This window comes from Priestia sp. SRI_019 (genome assembly GCF_057586255.1).
Map to the genome: position 1 here is coordinate 353,438 of NZ_JBYCZN010000001.1, position 16,241 is coordinate 369,678.

General features: G+C 38.2%; 17 protein-coding genes. 15 read left to right on the plus strand and 2 right to left on the minus strand.

Annotated features, from left to right (window positions below; genetic code table 11):
• Positions 1–27 precede the first annotated feature (27 nt).
• From AC2YJL_RS01770 to AC2YJL_RS01830, 13 genes are all read left to right on the plus strand, one after another.
• Positions 28–426, plus strand: a complete 399-nt coding sequence (locus tag AC2YJL_RS01770) for a cytidine deaminase (protein WP_013059226.1) — start codon at positions 28–30, stop codon at positions 424–426.
• On the plus strand, positions 419–1,324 hold the full coding sequence (era, locus tag AC2YJL_RS01775; protein ID WP_013059225.1) for a GTPase Era: 906 nt from the start codon (positions 419–421) through the stop codon (positions 1,322–1,324). The genes AC2YJL_RS01770 and era overlap by 8 nt, the downstream gene beginning before the upstream one ends.
• 155 nt (positions 1,325–1,479) lie before the next feature.
• Positions 1,480–1,623 (plus strand): YqzL family protein, encoded by a 144-nt coding sequence (locus AC2YJL_RS01780; RefSeq protein WP_014458193.1) that lies wholly within the window; start codon positions 1,480–1,482, stop codon positions 1,621–1,623.
• 27 nt (positions 1,624–1,650) lie between these two features.
• Positions 1,651–2,415 carry a DNA repair protein RecO gene (gene recO, locus AC2YJL_RS01785; protein ID WP_013059224.1) on the plus strand — a complete coding sequence of 255 codons (765 nt, stop codon included), beginning with the start codon at positions 1,651–1,653 and terminating at the stop codon, positions 2,413–2,415.
• Between the two features lie 258 nt (positions 2,416–2,673).
• Positions 2,674–3,312: a transcriptional regulator CcpN gene (gene ccpN / locus AC2YJL_RS01790; RefSeq protein WP_025750542.1), complete on the plus strand. Its 639-nt coding sequence runs from the start codon at positions 2,674–2,676 to the stop codon at positions 3,310–3,312.
• Between the two features lie 33 nt (positions 3,313–3,345).
• Positions 3,346–4,149, plus strand: coding sequence for a pyruvate, water dikinase regulatory protein (locus tag AC2YJL_RS01795; RefSeq protein WP_230933611.1), 804 nt, complete (start codon positions 3,346–3,348; stop codon positions 4,147–4,149).
• A gap of 311 nt (positions 4,150–4,460) precedes the next feature.
• Positions 4,461–4,931, plus strand: coding sequence for a YaiI/YqxD family protein (locus AC2YJL_RS01800; protein WP_080564741.1), 471 nt, complete (start codon positions 4,461–4,463; stop codon positions 4,929–4,931).
• Positions 4,932–4,972: 41 nt separating this feature from the next.
• Positions 4,973–6,781 (plus strand): DNA primase, encoded by a 1,809-nt coding sequence (dnaG, locus tag AC2YJL_RS01805; RefSeq protein WP_016765586.1) that lies wholly within the window; start codon positions 4,973–4,975, stop codon positions 6,779–6,781.
• 65 nt (positions 6,782–6,846) lie between these two features.
• The gene (gene rpoD, locus AC2YJL_RS01810) at positions 6,847–7,980 is read left to right on the plus strand and encodes an RNA polymerase sigma factor RpoD (protein ID WP_014458197.1); all 1,134 of its coding nucleotides are present in this window, start codon (positions 6,847–6,849) and stop codon (positions 7,978–7,980) included.
• A gap of 384 nt (positions 7,981–8,364) precedes the next feature.
• Positions 8,365–9,504 (plus strand): acyl-CoA dehydrogenase family protein, encoded by a 1,140-nt coding sequence (locus AC2YJL_RS01815; RefSeq protein WP_251568825.1) that lies wholly within the window; start codon positions 8,365–8,367, stop codon positions 9,502–9,504.
• A gap of 131 nt (positions 9,505–9,635) precedes the next feature.
• Positions 9,636–9,995 carry a cytochrome c550 gene (gene cccA / locus AC2YJL_RS01820; RefSeq protein ID WP_013085044.1) on the plus strand — a complete coding sequence of 120 codons (360 nt, stop codon included), beginning with the start codon at positions 9,636–9,638 and terminating at the stop codon, positions 9,993–9,995.
• A gap of 168 nt (positions 9,996–10,163) precedes the next feature.
• The gene (locus AC2YJL_RS01825; protein ID WP_251568824.1) at positions 10,164–10,868 is read left to right on the plus strand and encodes a tRNA (adenine(22)-N(1))-methyltransferase; all 705 of its coding nucleotides are present in this window, start codon (positions 10,164–10,166) and stop codon (positions 10,866–10,868) included.
• A complete protein-coding gene (locus AC2YJL_RS01830; RefSeq protein WP_230933609.1) occupies positions 10,865–11,986 on the plus strand; it encodes a Nif3-like dinuclear metal center hexameric protein in 1,122 nt (373 codons plus the stop codon). Before AC2YJL_RS01825 ends, AC2YJL_RS01830 begins: the two co-directional genes overlap by 4 nt.
• Before the next feature lie 43 nt (positions 11,987–12,029).
• On the opposite strand, the gene AC2YJL_RS01835 is transcribed toward AC2YJL_RS01830, so the two are convergent.
• Both AC2YJL_RS01835 and AC2YJL_RS01840 read right to left on the minus strand, forming a co-directional pair.
• The gene (locus tag AC2YJL_RS01835; RefSeq protein WP_114896763.1) at positions 12,030–12,980 is read right to left on the minus strand and encodes a 4-hydroxy-3-methylbut-2-enyl diphosphate reductase; all 951 of its coding nucleotides are present in this window, start codon (positions 12,978–12,980) and stop codon (positions 12,030–12,032) included.
• 128 nt (positions 12,981–13,108) lie between these two features.
• Positions 13,109–13,813, minus strand: coding sequence for a YqfQ family protein (locus tag AC2YJL_RS01840; protein ID WP_013059213.1), 705 nt, complete (start codon positions 13,811–13,813; stop codon positions 13,109–13,111).
• A 185-nt stretch (positions 13,814–13,998) separates the two neighbouring features.
• On the opposite strand from AC2YJL_RS01840, the gene AC2YJL_RS01845 reads away from it, so the two are divergent.
• A complete protein-coding gene (locus AC2YJL_RS01845; RefSeq protein ID WP_013059212.1) occupies positions 13,999–15,318 on the plus strand; it encodes a DEAD/DEAH box helicase in 1,320 nt (439 codons plus the stop codon).
• 28 nt (positions 15,319–15,346) lie between these two features.
• Complete coding sequence (locus tag AC2YJL_RS01850; protein ID WP_251568823.1) at positions 15,347–16,234, plus strand: deoxyribonuclease IV; 888 nt, start codon at positions 15,347–15,349, stop codon at positions 16,232–16,234.
• Positions 16,235–16,241: the final 7 nt, after the last annotated feature.

The following is a 16,241-nucleotide window of genomic DNA, read 5'->3' on the forward strand; positions in this document are numbered from 1 at the left end:
GTAGAAGCGCAAAAGGAGAGCGGATAAATGGATAAGACCGGACTGATTGATGAGGCGAAAAAAGCTCGTGAAATGGCTTATGTACCGTATTCAAAATTTAAAGTTGGTGCAGCTTTATTGACGAAGGATGGAAAGGTTTATCGCGGCTGCAATATTGAAAATGCAGCTTATAGCATGTGCAATTGTGCTGAGCGTACGGCTTTATTTAAAGCCTATTCAGAAGGAGATAAAGAGTATGCAGCACTTGCTGTAGTAGCTGATACTGATCGTCCTGTTTCTCCGTGTGGAGCATGCAGACAAGTAATCTCTGAGCTTTGTCCAAAAGAAATGAAAGTTATATTAACCAATTTAAAAAATGACATACAAGAATTAACTGTGGAAGAATTACTTCCAGGAGCATTTTCATCGGAGGATTTACATGAGTAATAATGAATTTAAGTCAGGTTTTGTTTCAATTATTGGAAGACCAAACGTAGGGAAATCAACTTTTTTGAACCGAGTAATTGGTCAAAAGATCGCGATTATGAGTGACAAACCGCAAACAACTAGAAATAAAATTCAGGGTGTGTACACGGAAGATCAGGCGCAGATTGTGTTTATTGATACACCAGGAATTCATAAACCAAAGCATAAATTAGGCGACTTTATGATGAAGGTAGCGCAAAATACGCTTAAAGAAGTAGATTTAATTTTATTTATGATTAACGCAACAGAAGGCTTAGGTCGAGGCGATGAATTTATTATCGAGCGTTTAAAGGACACAAAAACGCCTGTTTTCCTTGTGATTAATAAAATTGATGAAATTCATCCAGACGAATTGTTTTCAATTATCACGAATTATAAAGACTTATATCCTTTTGCTGAAATTGTGCCAATTTCAGCTTTACAAGGAAATAACGTGGAGCGTTTGCTTGATCAAATTAAGCAGCGATTGCCGGAAGGTCCGCAATATTATCCGGCAGATCAAGTAACTGATCACCCGGAGCGCTTTATTATTACGGAATTAATTCGTGAAAAAGTACTGCATGCAACGAGGGAAGAAATACCTCATTCTATTGCCGTTGTGATGGATTCTATGCAAAGACGAGATAATGGTGCTGTTTACGTGGGCGCTACAATTATCGTCGAAAGAGATTCACAAAAAGGCATCGTAATTGGAAAGCAAGGAAAGATGTTAAAAGAGGTAGGAAGAAAAGCAAGAGCAGACATTGAAGCCCTTTTAGGTTCAAAAGTATTTTTAGAACTATGGGTAAAAGTGCAAAAAGATTGGCGAAACCGAGCGTCGCATCTCCGTGACTTTGGATTTAGAGAAGACGAATATTAATCATTTGAGTTCTTGTTTGCGTCGATTTATATCTCTTCATAAAAGAAGGTAATTTGTAAAAAATTGTGTTACATGATTTTACGTCGGAAGGCTATTCTAAACATAAGGAATTGAAATATGTATCTGATCTTTATGGTTAGAAAGGTGGGAGTTCTATGTTGAATTTTACTTGGAACATTTTTTCACAAACAGGTAGCATTGATACTTATCTCATTTTTAAGGAACTTGAAAATGAAGTGAAAGAAAGACCCGAAACATATGAGGACAACAGCGAAAGTCTCAATTCTCCCTTGTCTTAGCCTTCTGTAAGATGGCGGTGATGATGATTGTTTAAAAAGTGTGAAGGAATTGTGATTCGAACGAATGATTACGGTGAATCAAATAAAATTGTCACCATTTATTCACGTGAACTTGGAAAAGTGGGTCTCATGGCAAGAGGGGCAAAAAAGCCCAGTAGTCGCTTAGCTTCCGTCACACAATTATTTACGTATGGATACTTTTTTATACAAGCAGGTTCAGGAATGGGTACTCTCCATCAAGGAGAAGTTATCTCATCTATGAGAAGCATACGCGAAGATATCTTCACAACAGCGTATGCTTCTTATATTCTTGAATTAACGGATAAAGCTACTGAGAACAATAAGCCAAATCCATTTCTATTTGAACTGCTGCACCAAACCATTCATTATATGAACGAAGAGTATGATGCAGAGATCTTAACATTTATTTATGAAATGAAAATGTTAAACGTTCTAGGTCTTCATCCTACATTAAATGAATGTGCAGTCTGCCACCAAGGTGAAGGAACTTTTCATTTTTCCATTCGAGAAGGTGGGTTTATTTGTCATCGATGCTTAGAAAAAGATCCTTATCATTTGAAAATTAGTCCGATGACGGTTAAACTATTAAGGCTATTTTATTACATTGATTTAAAGCGGTTAGGTTCTATTTCTGTTAAGCCCGAAACAAAAAAACAATTAAAGTTCGTAATTGATCAATATTACGAAGAATATTCAGGATTGTTTTTAAAAACAAAGCGGTTTTTGAATCAGATGGAGTCTTTAAAACAATCGCTCTCTGATGAGAAGTAGAAAAGATAATCAGTGATATGCAAGGAATTGCTGTCGCTAGGGTGCCTCGTAGTGTGTAGGGGACACCCTTTTTACTGTGGAGCGAAGGGGTAGCTTCGCTTATTGTAAGCGTAATGCCTGCTTTTTTTGAGAAGCCGTGGTAAAATAAACGGCATTCTAAAAAGATAAAATGCTAAAATTAATAAGTTATAGCTTTTACTTTTGCTTAAAAAGTATATAATGTTTTATAAATAGTATGTCACATTTAATGATTAGGTGGTGAGTACAATCGAACTGAACAAACGACAAGAACAAATTTTGCAAATTGTCAAAGACGAAGGCCCTATTACAGGTGAGCATATTGCAGATCAGCTTAGCCTTACGAGGGCAACGCTAAGACCGGACTTGGCTATTTTAACAATGGCCGGTTATTTAGAAGCGCGACCGCGCGTAGGTTACTTTTACACAGGTAAAACAGGAGCACAGCTTCTTACAGATAAAATAAAAAAAATACAGGTGCAAGAATATCAGTCTATCCCGGTAGTCGTGAACGAAAATGTGTCGGTATATGATGCTATTTGTACAATGTTTCTAGAAGACGTGGGGACCCTTTTTGTAGTGGATGAGAAATCCCAGCTAGTGGGAGTACTGTCGCGTAAAGATTTATTGCGCGCGAGTATCGGAAAGCAAGAGCTCACATCTATTCCTGTTCATATTATCATGACGAGAATGCCCAACATTACATATTGCTATCGCGAAGATTTGTTAATTGATATTGCTAAGATCTTAATTGAAAAACAGATTGATGCTATGCCCGTTATTAAAGAGGGAGACGGCAATTTTGAAGTGGTGGGACGCATTACCAAAACAAATATTACAAAATTACTAGTAGCATTAGCAAATGATGAAGTATTATAAGTGAAAAAGGATTAAAAAGGGGATGCACAAAATATGAACAACCCATGTCTTTATGTCATTTCGGATTCTGTAGGTGAGACAGCTGAACTAGTTGTAAAGGCTGCATCAAGTCAGTTCAATATGACGGACTTTGTAATTAAAAGAGTACCTTACGTAGAGGACATCGCAACACTTTCAGAAGTGGTTTCAGTAGCGAAGATGAACAACGCTATTATTGGCTTTACGCTAGTAAAGCCCGAAATGAGAGAATTTTTAATTCAAGAAGCGTTCAAGAACGGTGTAGAGGTATTTGATATTATTGGACCTTTAATTGATAAAATTCAATCTTCTTATCAACTTTCTCCTCGCTATGAGCCAGGAATGGCTAGAAAATTAGACGAAGATTATTTTAAGAAAGTAGAAGCGATTGAATTTGCAGTGAAATATGATGATGGGCGTGATCCGAGAGGCATTCTTAGAGCGGATATCGTATTAATCGGAGTATCAAGAACATCTAAAACACCTCTTTCTCAATTTTTAGCACACAAGCGTTTGAAAGTAGCTAACGTTCCAATTGTACCTGAGGTAGATCCACCAGAAGAGCTGTTTCATGTATCACCTGAGAAGTGTATAGGGCTTACTATTAGTCCTGAAAAATTAAACGATATTCGTAAAGAGCGTTTAAAGTCTCTTGGACTAAACGATAAAGCAATTTATGCTAATATTGGCCGTATTAAAGAAGAACTTGAATTTTTCCAAGGGATTGTAGATAAGATTGGCTGTGAAGTGGTGGACGTATCCAACAGAGCCGTAGAAGAAACAGCTGGTATCATTCTCAATACCATCAAAAAGAAATAAACGATGGATCTCCTCTGTGCGTGACAGAAAGGAGATTGCTTGCTTATGTTTGTATGCTGTAAGCCTAAGAAAATATACCAAAGATGAATATGACAGAACTTTTAAAAACAAGTGACTTTGGTATAGAAAATATAGGTTGTTTATATTATAATAAAAAATTGTGATAAAAAAGAATAGTTTTAGGTTTAGACTTTGTTAAGAACGAATAAACTATTTATATAAAAGTCAAGTCAAAATCGAAAAAAGTATTCGACAAATGCCATCTACAGGAAATAACAAATTGTTAGAAGGAATCTCTGGAGGGATGTAGAATACAGAGTTATAGCAAAAGAAAAAGTAAAGTTTTTGTCGATGCTGATGCATGCCCTGTTAAAGCAGAAATCGTTGAACTTACACATACATATGACATCGAGCTTGTATTTGTTGCTTCATATGCTCACATGCAAACAAATCCTACACCAGGAAAATGGGTCTATGTGGATGCAGAAAAGGAAGCCGCAGATTTATATATTTTAAATCACGCAGTCAAGCAGGATATTGTCGTAACTCAAGATACTGGCTTAGCAAGCATGTTAGTAAGTCGAGGGGTTTACGCACTGTCTCCTCGTGGAAAGTACTATAATGACGACGAAATGAATACGGTGCTTTTCTTTCGCTATGTTTCTGCAAAAGAGCGACGGTCAGGCCGTCATACTAAAGGCCCAAAGGCATTTAGTGAAGAAGATCGTCAGCATTTCATTCAAGCTTTTGAAAAAATGTTGTCGAAACTTGCAGGAATTTAGCACTTAGTGAAGAATATTATATGAAATACGGAGCTGTTACTATGGCAAATCGAATTCCTGATGAAGTAATCGACCGTATTCGGCATTCAGTAGATATTGTCGACGTCATAAGCGATTATGTACAACTAAAAAAACAAGGGCGCAATTATTTTGGACTCTGTCCGTTTCATGGGGAAAGCACACCGTCTTTTTCAGTATCGCCTGATAAACAAATTTATCATTGCTTTGGATGCGGTGCAGGAGGGAATTCATTTTCATTCATAATGGAATTAGAAGGACTGTCCTTCACGGAAGCAGCTCAGCAGCTTGCTGAAAAAGGAGATATTCCTTTCGAACATGAGATACATCCTCATGAAGAAGATAATCAAAAGCCTAGCAATAAAATGATTGAAGCACACGAGCTTTTAAAGAAATTTTACCATCATTTATTGGTAAATACAAAAGAAGGCCAAGATGCTTATGATTATTTAATAAATCGAGGGTTTTCACGAGAAATTATCGATGAATTTGAGATAGGTTTTGCTTTAGATTCGTGGGAATTTGTAAGTAAGTTCTTAACAAAACGTGGGTTTAATCCGCAAGAGATGGAACATGCAGGTTTAATCATTAAACGCAACCAAGATGAAACGTACTTTGATCGTTTTCGTGATCGAATTATGTTTCCTATTGCTGACTTGCAAGGCAAAACAATTGCATTTTCAGGGCGCCTGCTAAAAGAGATAAAAGGGCAGCCTAAATATTTAAACAGTCCCGAAACTTCTATTTTTAACAAAAGTCGCACACTCTACAACTTTCACCGCGCTAAAAAACATATACGCAAAAATCAGCAGGTTATTTTATTTGAAGGATTTGCAGATGTTATTTCGGCTGTTAAAGCGGGTTGCCCGAACGCAATTGCAACAATGGGAACTGCCTTAACAGAAGAACAAGCCAAGATTATTCGCCGAAATGTAGAGTCCGTTATCATTTGCTACGATGCAGATTCTGCCGGAATTGAAGCAGCGCACAAAGCAACTGCTATCTTAACAAATGTGGGTTGTACCGTTAAGATTGCTGTGATGCCGGATGGTTATGACCCGGATGATTATATTAAAGAATACGGGGCAGAGAAGTTTCAAAATGATGTTATTAATAGCAGCTTGACCTTTATGGCATTTCAAATGAGGTATCTTCGCCGAAAACGAAATCTACAAAATGAATCTGAACGTATGCAATACATTGAAGACGTTTTGAAAGAAATAAGTCTCCTTACGAAAGCCGTAGAGCGAGATCATTATTTACGCCAATTGGCACAAGAGTTTTCCATTTCATTAGATGCGCTTAAAGAACAGCAGTATCAAGTGTATCGAACTGAAAAAAAGAAAAAGGATAATGATTCTCCAAATCGAAATAATATAAATAGACAACCAGTCGTAAAGAGAAGCTTATTACCGGCTTATCAAAATGCAGAACGTTTTTTGATTGCTCATATGTTGAAAGATAAGGATGTAGCATTTAGAATTCAAGACCGACTTCAAGGTCAGTTCAATGTCGAGGAACATCGTGCGCTTGTTCTATATTTGTATGCTTATTACGAGGAAGGACACGAGCCTAATCCGAGCGGATTTATCGAGCGGTTGCCCGAGTCTTCGTTGTCTAGTCTAGCTTCAGAATTGGCGATGATGTCAATCAATGATGAATTGTCGGAGCAAGCTTTGAATGATTATATCCAAACGATATTGATTTACCCACAAAGGGTAGCGATAGAAAAAAAAGAAGCAGAAAAGCAAGAAGCAGAGCGTCAAAAAGATTATTTAAAAGCTGCGACAATAGCAATGGAAATTTTACAGTTGAAAAAAACGTTAAAATAAACGATATTGCGTATTAGTCCCACTTTTAGAAGGTTTTCCTTAAAATTTTGGAAGGAGGGGATCTGATGGCTGAAAAATCAGCTCAATCAAAACAACTTGATTCAGATTTAACAATTGAACAAGTAAAAGATCAATTGACCGAAATCGGAAAAAAACGTGGTGTACTCACATACGAAGAAATTGCAGAGCGTATGTCGAACTTCGAAATTGAATCCGATCAAATGGATGAATATTATGAATACCTTGGAGAACAAGGTGTTGAAGTAATGAGTGAATCTGAAGCAAATGATGACGATGCCGATCCCGATATTCAAGAACTGTCAAAAGAAGAAGAGTTTGATTTAAATGATTTAAGTGTACCTCCTGGTGTGAAAATTAATGATCCAGTTCGTATGTACTTAAAAGAAATCGGACGCGTTGACCTATTGTCAGCAGAGGAAGAAATCAATTTAGCAAAACGTATTGAAGAAGGCGATGAAGAAGCGAAACGTCGTCTTGCTGAAGCAAACTTACGTCTTGTTGTAAGTATTGCAAAACGCTATGTTGGACGCGGTATGCTGTTTCTTGATTTAATTCAAGAAGGAAACATGGGTCTTATTAAAGCGGTAGAAAAATTCGATTATCGCAAAGGTTATAAATTCAGTACGTATGCGACATGGTGGATTCGTCAAGCTATTACTCGTGCAATTGCTGACCAAGCAAGAACGATTCGTATTCCCGTTCATATGGTTGAAACGATTAACAAGCTAATTCGTGTTCAACGTCAGCTTCTACAAGATTTAGGTCGCGAACCATCTCCTGAAGAAATTGCAGAAGATATGGACTTAACACCTGAAAAAGTTCGTGAAATCTTAAAAATTGCTCAAGAACCGGTTTCTCTTGAAACACCAATTGGTGAGGAAGATGATTCTCATTTAGGTGACTTCATTGAAGACCAGGATGCAACATCACCTTCTGAACATGCTGCATATGAATTATTAAAAGAGCAGTTAGAAGACGTCCTTGATACGTTAACAGATCGCGAAGAAAATGTTCTTAGACTCCGCTTTGGTCTGGACGATGGACGTACGCGTACGCTTGAAGAAGTAGGAAAAGTATTTGGCGTAACGCGTGAGCGTATTCGTCAAATTGAAGCTAAAGCGCTTCGTAAGCTTCGTCACCCTAGCCGAAGCAAACGTTTAAAAGATTTCTTAGAATAGATAAAAGCGTAAATAACGCTTATGAGATAGCTTCTTTCCTAGAGGAAAGGGGCTATCTATTTTTTTATGGAATAAATTTCATAAAAACGCATTTTGAAGAAGTATATTGATTTTTTTACCAACTTTTCTTCTTTCATATATTTTACTGAATTGTCCTTCGTTTTGCAAATGCTCCTTTGTATTCTTTTGTCACAGAGCGTAAGCTGTTCAAATTCCTTTTAAACATCCGAAAAATGGAATCGCTATCATTTTATTCATGCTTTGATTAGTACCCTTATATTATAACACGAAAAAATTAAAACGTTTTAAAAGTTGAGAAAATTTACAAAAATGAATTATAATTAAATAATGTAAGCGTATACATTTTTTTTAGGGGGAATAAAAATGAATTTTGAATTAACCAATGAACAAAAGATGATTCAACGGACGCTGAGAGAGTTTTCAGAGGCGGAAGTAGCACCGAATGCACTAGAGCGCGATCGAAGTAAGCAATTTCCACTTGATGTTTTTAAAAAGTTAAGTGAGCTTGGTGTAATGGGTCTTCCTTTTCCTGAAGAGTATGGAGGCGGAGGAGCAGATACGGTTAGTTTTGCTATTGTCGTAGAGGAATTAAGTAAAGCTTGTGGCTCTACAGGAATTACATACTCAGCTCATGTTTCGCTCGGGGGCGCACCTATTTATTTATTCGGAACAAAGGAGCAAAAAGAACAGTACCTACCTGCTTTATGCTCCGGGGAATCTTTTGGAGCGTTTGGTTTAACCGAACCGAACGCAGGAAGTGACGCGGGGGGCACGGAGACAGAAGCAGTGTTGAAGGATGGAACATTTAGGATTAATGGAAGTAAATGCTATATTACGAATGCCAGCTATGCAAAGTTTTTAGCTTTAACGGCTGTTACAAATCGTACAGAAGGGAAAAAAGAAATTTCAGCTATTATCGTGCCTACAGAAGCTCGAGGTTTTACTGTAATAGACAATTACGAGAAAATGGGTCTACATGCTTCAAATACAACTGAACTCGTTTTAGAGGATGTTGAAGTGCCTGAAGAGAATTTACTCGGTGTAAGAGGAGAAGGCTTTAAACAATTTCTAATGACGCTTGACGGGGGAAGAATTGGAATTGGCGCAATGGCCGTTGGAATCGCTCAAGCGGCTTATGAAAAAGCACTGTCATATGCGCAGGAAAGAAAGCAATTTGGGAAAGCTATTTCATCGTTTCAAGCGATTCAGTTTAAATTAGCTGATATGACAATGAAAATTGAGTTAGCAAGAAATATGGTGTATAAAGCGGCGTGGTTAAAAGACCAAGGAAAGCCATTTACGAAAGAAGCTGCTATGTGTAAACTGTATGCTTCTGAAATTTGTATGGAAGTAGCCAGTCAAGCTGTTCAGATTCATGGAGGATACGGCTACATGAAGGAGTATCACGTGGAGCGGTATTTACGAGATGCCAAGCTTTTAGAAATTGGAGAAGGAACTTCAGAAATTCAGCGCTCGGTTATTGCAAGACAAATTGGCTGTTAAGATACGCAATAAGAAATTAGTTAATTATGTAAATAAAACCCTTTCACTTATGAGCATTTTCAAGTAAAATAAAAGTGCTTATACTATTTTGTTATTTCTAGGGATGGGAATACATAAAGGGGGTATAGTGAGTGAAGCGAAATCCGCTAATACCATTTTTATTAATTGCGGTAATTGGGATTGCTTTAATGTTAACGCTTTCGTTCAACGGATTGAACAATGCAAAAGAAATCGCGGCTGAAAAAGAAGGCGGTGGCGCGGAACAGCAGGCTTCAGCTAAACCAGAAGAAATTTATCAAAAAACTTGTATTGGTTGTCACGGTGATCAGTATCAAGGTGGAGTAGGTCCTTCGTTAAAAGGAATTGGGAAAAAAGTTTCTCAAGACGAAATTGCAGATATTGTTGTAAACGGTAAAGGAAACATGCCGGCCGGGCTGGTTCCTCCAGAAAAAGCGAAGGAAATGGCTAAATGGGTATCAGAAATTAAATAGAGTTCAGAAACATGATTTTCTGGAAAGCCGCTCATTTATAAAGCAGGCTTTTTTTTTGTGATTTTTTATAAGCATTCAGCTAAAAGGAAAACATGAAGAGAAATAGGAATCATGCAGCTATCTATGTTAAAATAATGAACAGTAATCACATAGAGAATAGGTGACAAAATGAATGAATTAAACTTATCAATAAGACTTGAAGAAGTAGTAAAGTCGATTCCTTTGGGAGCAAAGATAGCAGACATTGGCTCAGATCATGCATACTTGCCGTGTTTTGCTTATTTAAATGGATATATTAGCGGTGCCGTAGCAGGAGAAATTACAGAAGGTCCTCTTCAATCTGCTATTCAGCAGGTGAAAAAAACAAGCTTAACGGACGTTATTGACGTTCGAAAAGGAAACGGCCTAGAAGTAATATCACCGAATGAAGTAGACTGTATTACAATCTGCGGAATGGGCGGAACGCTTATTACGATGATTTTAGAAGAAGGAAAAGCGAAGTTAGAAGGAGTAAAAAGGCTTGTACTTCAGCCGAATATTGGTTCACATCATATTCGCAGCTGGCTGATTCAACACAGCTGGGAAATCATTGATGAAAAAATCATCGAAGAAGACGGTCGTATGTATGAAGTCATCGTCGCTGAACCTGGAAACGCCTTAGCTCCTTATAACGGTGAAGTGGAAGCCGGTGTGTTAATGGGCCCTATTTTAAAAGAAAAGCGATCTGCTGCTTTTATGACAAAGTGGACGTATGAGCTAAATCATCTTAAACAAATTGTCAGCCAAATGGAGCAGGCTCAGTCCGAGGAAAGCAAAGCAAAACTTCAAAAACTTACCCAAGACATCTCATTAATTGAGGAGGCGTTAAAATGAGTAAAATCCCTAACGGATTTCAAGTAATTGAAGCATTTGAATCATTTTCTCCCAAGCATTTAGCGGTTGAAGGAGATAAAATTGGTTTGCAGATTGGAACGTTAAACAAGCCTGTAAAAAAAGTAATGATAACGTTAGATGTTCTTGAAACGGTCGTAGACGAAGCAATTGAAAAACAAGTGGATTTGATTATTGCTCATCATCCTCCTATTTTTAGACCTCTAAAACAAGTGGTTACAGATCGTCCTGAAGGGCGTATTTTAGAGAAATGCATCAAGCATGATATTGCTGTATATGCTGCTCATACAAATTTAGATATAGCTAAAGGCGGAGTAAATGACCTGTTAGCCGAAGCATTGGGGCTACAAGAGACAAAAGTGCTGGTTCCGACAACGTCTATTCAGCTGAAAAAGCTGGCTGTATTTGTTCCTTCAAATCATGCTGAAGCAGTGCGCACAGCTATTTGTGATGCGGGAGCTGGACATGTGGGTCTTTACAGCGACTGTACGTTTTCAACTGAAGGGGAAGGCACATTTAAACCTTCTTCAGAAGCCAATCCATACATTGGCTCAAAAGGAGAGTTAGAACGTGTAAATGAAACAAAAGTTGAAACTATTTTTGAAGCAGGTCAACAAAATAAAATTATTCGTGCCATGCTCAGTGCTCATCCTTACGAAGAAGTAGCCTATGACATTTATCCAGTGGAACAAACGGGCGAGACGCTTGGACTTGGACGAATTGGGAAGTTAAAAGAAGAGATGACGTTAAAACAGTTTGCCGCTCATGTTAAACAAGCATTGGATGTGGATGGTGTTAGAGTAGTAGGGTCTATGGATGCCACAGTGAAAAAAGTAGCTGTTCTTGGCGGAGATGGAAACAAATATATTACAAACGCAAAATTTAGCGGAGCAGATGCCTATGTAACAGGTGATTTGTATTTCCACGTTGCGCATGATGCAATGGCAATGGGATTAAACGTTGTAGATCCTGGTCATCATGTTGAAAAAGTTATGAGACAAGGTGTAACGCGTGTATTAACCAGTCTTTTTGATGCGAAAAACTTTGAGTGTGAAGTATTTGATTCAAAAGTAGACACAAACCCATTTACGTTTATGTAATAAAGAAGGTGTTGACGAATGTCAACACCTTCTTTTGCGTCTATTAAGACGATTTTTTTGTTCGAACTTTTGGTAAAATCTTCGAAAGAGGCACGCTTTTTTCACGTGTCCAAGTTGTTTCATCTTTCGGATCGAACTGATCTAGAAAATTGATGACCTCTTTTGTGATTGGAGTAGGGGTAGATGCGCCTGCCGTAACAGCTACGGTTTTCGCGTTCATCAACCATTCGATCTGAAGCTCTGAGATGTCACCGATACGATATGCCTCAGTGCCGGCAATCTCCATTGATACTTGAGCTAAACGGTTTGAATTGTTACTTTTAGGATCTCCTACTACAATTGTAACATCTGCTTCACCTGCTTGCTCGGCTACAGCTTCTTGGCGAACTTGTGTAGCTAAACAAATTTCTTTGTGAACTTCAGCGTGCGGATATTTTTCTTTTACCTTTTCCATTACTTCTGCAACGTCCCACTGACTCATTGTTGTCTGATTTGTTACAATAATTTTCTCGCGTTGAATATTTAAATGGGCTACGTCTTCTGCTTTTTCAATTAAATGAACGATATCTGGCGCGATACCAAGTGCACCTTCTGGCTCAGGGTGATTTCGTTTTCCGATATAAATAACGTCATAACCTTCTTTTTCTTTTTGGCGAATAAGGTCATGGGTTTTTGTAACATCCGGACATGTAGCATCGATTGTTGTTAAGCCTTTTTCTTTTGCTCGTTCTTTTACTTCTGGAGATACTCCGTGTGCAGTAAAAATAACGGTTCCTTCATTTATCTGGTCTAAGATTTCCAGGCGATTAGCACCGTCCAGTGTGATAATGCCGTCCTCTTCAAACGCATCTGTAACGTGTTTATTATGAACAATCATTCCTAAGATATAGATTGGTCGAGGCAATGATTTATCTAAAGCGGCGTTTCGTGCAATGACCATTGCGTCTACTACACCATAACAATAGCCGCGCGGTGCAATTTTAATAACTTTCATTTCAATTTCCTCCTCATCATAATCCTGACGAGCAATTCAACTCGCTTCTATTATATAAAAGAGAAAGGAAGAATACAAAGATATTCTTTTTTTACTCACTGTATTTCCTTAAGGAATCAGCAGATTTATCAAATATAAAGTTTTGGTTTAGACACCCGATCTCTGGATGAATGTTCAATTTCTTCTTCAAAGAAATCCAGCTCATCATCGGATGAATCCGTGCTTTCTGCGCCTGCTGATAAAACCTTACTGTCTTTGCTTTCATCAGTTTCAGAAACCTCTGTTCCTTCTGCTTCGAGTACTTCATCTGTGTCATCACTTGAGCGCAAGGCCTGATAGATTTTCCATAGAGAAGGAGCATTTTTGACAAGAGGTCCGTATTGTTGAATCATAGGTCCCATCGTTTCCGCTGCTTTTAGTACTCGCTGAACATTCCCCATCATGGAGCTCAAGTTAGCAGGGTTCGTTAATCCTTGCAAACCTCCAAGCAGGGAAGAAGAGTTAGTCGCTCCTGCAGCACCTTGGGCTCCTGAAAGGCCAGAAAACAAAGAACCTCGAGGAGCAGCCGCAGCCGCTTGTTGAAATGGTATGTTTCTATTTCCGCCTCTTCGGAATAGGCGAGTTAAGAAGTTACCTCCTCCACGGTTCAGGCCTTGCTGATTCGGGTAAAATGATTGTTGAGCATTTGTTTGCTGGGCAAAGTTACGAAACTGCTGTAATGGATTAAATTGGCCAAAGTTACCAGGTTGTTGCCCAAAGCCGTTTTGTGGTGGCATTCCTGGCATCATTCTTCTTTGCATACCGGGTGGAAATGGTGGTCTTCGCTGTAGCAAAGGACGCACCTCCTTTAGTAAAGTAGATTTTCTTTTACTATCGTATGCAACTCGCGATAAAATGTTTTTGAAACAGGTAATAAGTTTTAGTAATATGAATGAGAAGTAGTCACAGAAGGAAAAATCGATTATAATCATATATTGTGCCTTAAAAGATGAACGTGAATGTAAAAAAGGAGACTATTATGGAAAAAACAAACTTTGAACGTTTTGAGTTTCAACCATTTTTAATAGAAGCAATTAAACAATTAGGTTTTTATCAGCCTACAGAGATTCAGGAGCGCTTAATTCCTTCCGTTTTAAAAGGGGAAAGTGTAATTGGTCAGTCGCAAACAGGGACCGGCAAAACACACGCTTATTTATTGCCTTTACTTGAAAAGGTAGACCCTAAAAAAGAAGAAGTACAAGTTGTAATCACCGCTCCAACTCGTGAGCTTGCTTCTCAAATTTATCAAGAAGTATTAAAGCTAACAAAACACAGTGCTGAAGGAGAAGAAATTTCAGCAAAATGTTTTATCGGCGGTACAGATAAGCAGCGTACAATCGACAAATTAAAGAAGCAGCCTCAAGTTGTTGTAGGAACACCGGCTCGTTTGTTTGATTTAGTAAATGAAAAAGCGTTAGTTGTGTATACAACAAAGGCGTTAGTAGTAGACGAAGCTGATTTAATGCTTGATATGGGATTTTTAGAAGATGTGGACCGTTTGGCAAGCAACATGCCTGAAAAATTACAGATGCTTGTTTTTTCAGCAACTATTCCTGAAAAATTAAAGCCATTCTTAAAAAAATACATGGAAAATCCAAAATTTACGCATGTTTCGCCGAAGCAAGCAGCAGCAGCTAAATTAGAGCATGTATTAGTTCCACTGCGTCATCGTAACAAGTTTAAGCTCCTGCATGATATGCTTATTTCGTATAATCCTTATTTAGCTATCGTCTTTACAAATACAAAGAAAATGGCGGACGAAGTAGCAGATGACCTACTGTCTAAAGGCTTAAAGGTAGGAAGAATTCACGGAGACTTATCTCCTCGTGACCGTAAGAAAATGATGAAGCAAATTAATAATTTAGAATTTCAATACGTAGTAGCGACAGATTTAGCAGCTCGCGGTATTGATATTGAAGGGATTTCACACGTCATTAACTTTGAGCTTCCTTCAGATCTAGATTTCTACATTCACCGCGTAGGACGTACAGCTCGTGCCGGTCATTCTGGAATTGCTGCTACCATCTTCGATGTGGAAGATGAAGATGCAGTAAATAAGCTGGAGAAAATGGGAATCGAGTTTGTAAACAAAGATCTTCAAAAGCAAGAATGGGTTTCCATCGATGACCGTAACCGTCGTAAAAAGCGTGTGAAGAAAGCGGATGAAGTGGGAGAAGAGGCACATCGCTTCATTCAAAAGCCGAAGAAAGTAAAGCCTGGCTACAAGAAAAAACGTGCTCGTGAAATTACAAAGTATGTGCAAAAGAAAAAGCGTAGTGAAAGACGCAACAATCGTTAATCGCAATAGGTTAGAGGTGTAAAAAGTAATGTTGAAAATTGGTTCTCACGTATCAATGAGCGGCAAAAAAATGCTTTTAGGAGCGAGTGAAGAGGCAGCTTCTTACGGAGCAAATACGTTTATGATCTATACAGGCGCTCCACAAAATACTCGTCGCAAAAAGATTGAAGAGCTTAATATTGAAGCTGGTCTTTTGCATATGAAAGAGCATGGAATGACAGATATTGTTGTACATGCTCCCTATATCATTAATCTAGGAAATACAACAAAGCCCGAAACATTTGAGCTTGGAGTAGATTTCTTAACGTCTGAAATTCAGCGCACCCATGCTCTTGGCGCAAAGCAAATTGTTCTTCACCCAGGAGCTCACGTGGGCGCTGGAGCAGATGCCGGTATTCAGCAAATTATCAAAGGTCTAAACGAAGTGTTGACGGCTGATCAAGAAGTTCAAATTGCGCTTGAGACAATGGCTGGAAAAGGAACAGAGTGTGGAAGAAGCTTTGAAGAAATTGCCCAAATTATTGATGGCGTGACGCACAATGAAAAGCTCTCTGTTTGTTTTGACACATGTCACGTACATGATGCTGGTTATGATATCGTTCAAGACTTTGACGGTGTATTAAATGAATTTGACAAAACCGTAGGAATACAGCGAATTAAAGTGCTTCACATCAATGATAGTAAAAATGTATGCGGCGCTCGAAAAGACCGCCATGAAAATATTGGATTTGGTGAAATCGGATTTGGTGCACTGAATTGTATTGTTCATCACCCAGCGTTTACAGAAGTTCCTAAAATTCTAGAAACTCCTTATGTAGGAGAAGATAAGAAAAATAAAAAAGCCCCATATCAGTTGGAAATTGATATGATTCGTGCACAAAGCTTTGATTCAGAGCTAAAACAAAAGCTTATGTAATTTCATA

Excerpts from the sequence above, each read along its gene's own strand:
- AC2YJL_RS01770 (WP_013059226.1), top strand. The coding sequence starts at position 28 with ATGGATAAGACCGGACTGATTGATGAGGCGAAAAAAGCTCGTGAAATG.
- era (WP_013059225.1), top strand. The coding sequence starts at position 419 with ATGAGTAATAATGAATTTAAGTCAGGTTTTGTTTCAATTATTGGAAGA.
- AC2YJL_RS01780 (WP_014458193.1), top strand. The coding sequence starts at position 1,480 with ATGTTGAATTTTACTTGGAACATTTTTTCACAAACAGGTAGCATTGAT.
- AC2YJL_RS01795 (WP_230933611.1), top strand. The coding sequence starts at position 3,346 with ATGAACAACCCATGTCTTTATGTCATTTCGGATTCTGTAGGTGAGACA.
- dnaG (WP_016765586.1), top strand. The coding sequence starts at position 4,973 with ATGGCAAATCGAATTCCTGATGAAGTAATCGACCGTATTCGGCATTCA.
- rpoD (WP_014458197.1), top strand. The coding sequence starts at position 6,847 with ATGGCTGAAAAATCAGCTCAATCAAAACAACTTGATTCAGATTTAACA.
- AC2YJL_RS01815 (WP_251568825.1), top strand. The coding sequence starts at position 8,365 with ATGAATTTTGAATTAACCAATGAACAAAAGATGATTCAACGGACGCTG.
- AC2YJL_RS01825 (WP_251568824.1), top strand. The coding sequence starts at position 10,164 with ATGAATGAATTAAACTTATCAATAAGACTTGAAGAAGTAGTAAAGTCG.
- AC2YJL_RS01830 (WP_230933609.1), top strand. The coding sequence starts at position 10,865 with ATGAGTAAAATCCCTAACGGATTTCAAGTAATTGAAGCATTTGAATCA.
- AC2YJL_RS01835 (WP_114896763.1), bottom strand. The coding sequence starts at position 12,980 with ATGAAAGTTATTAAAATTGCACCGCGCGGCTATTGTTATGGTGTAGTA.
- AC2YJL_RS01845 (WP_013059212.1), top strand. The coding sequence starts at position 13,999 with ATGGAAAAAACAAACTTTGAACGTTTTGAGTTTCAACCATTTTTAATA.
- AC2YJL_RS01850 (WP_251568823.1), top strand. The coding sequence starts at position 15,347 with ATGTTGAAAATTGGTTCTCACGTATCAATGAGCGGCAAAAAAATGCTT.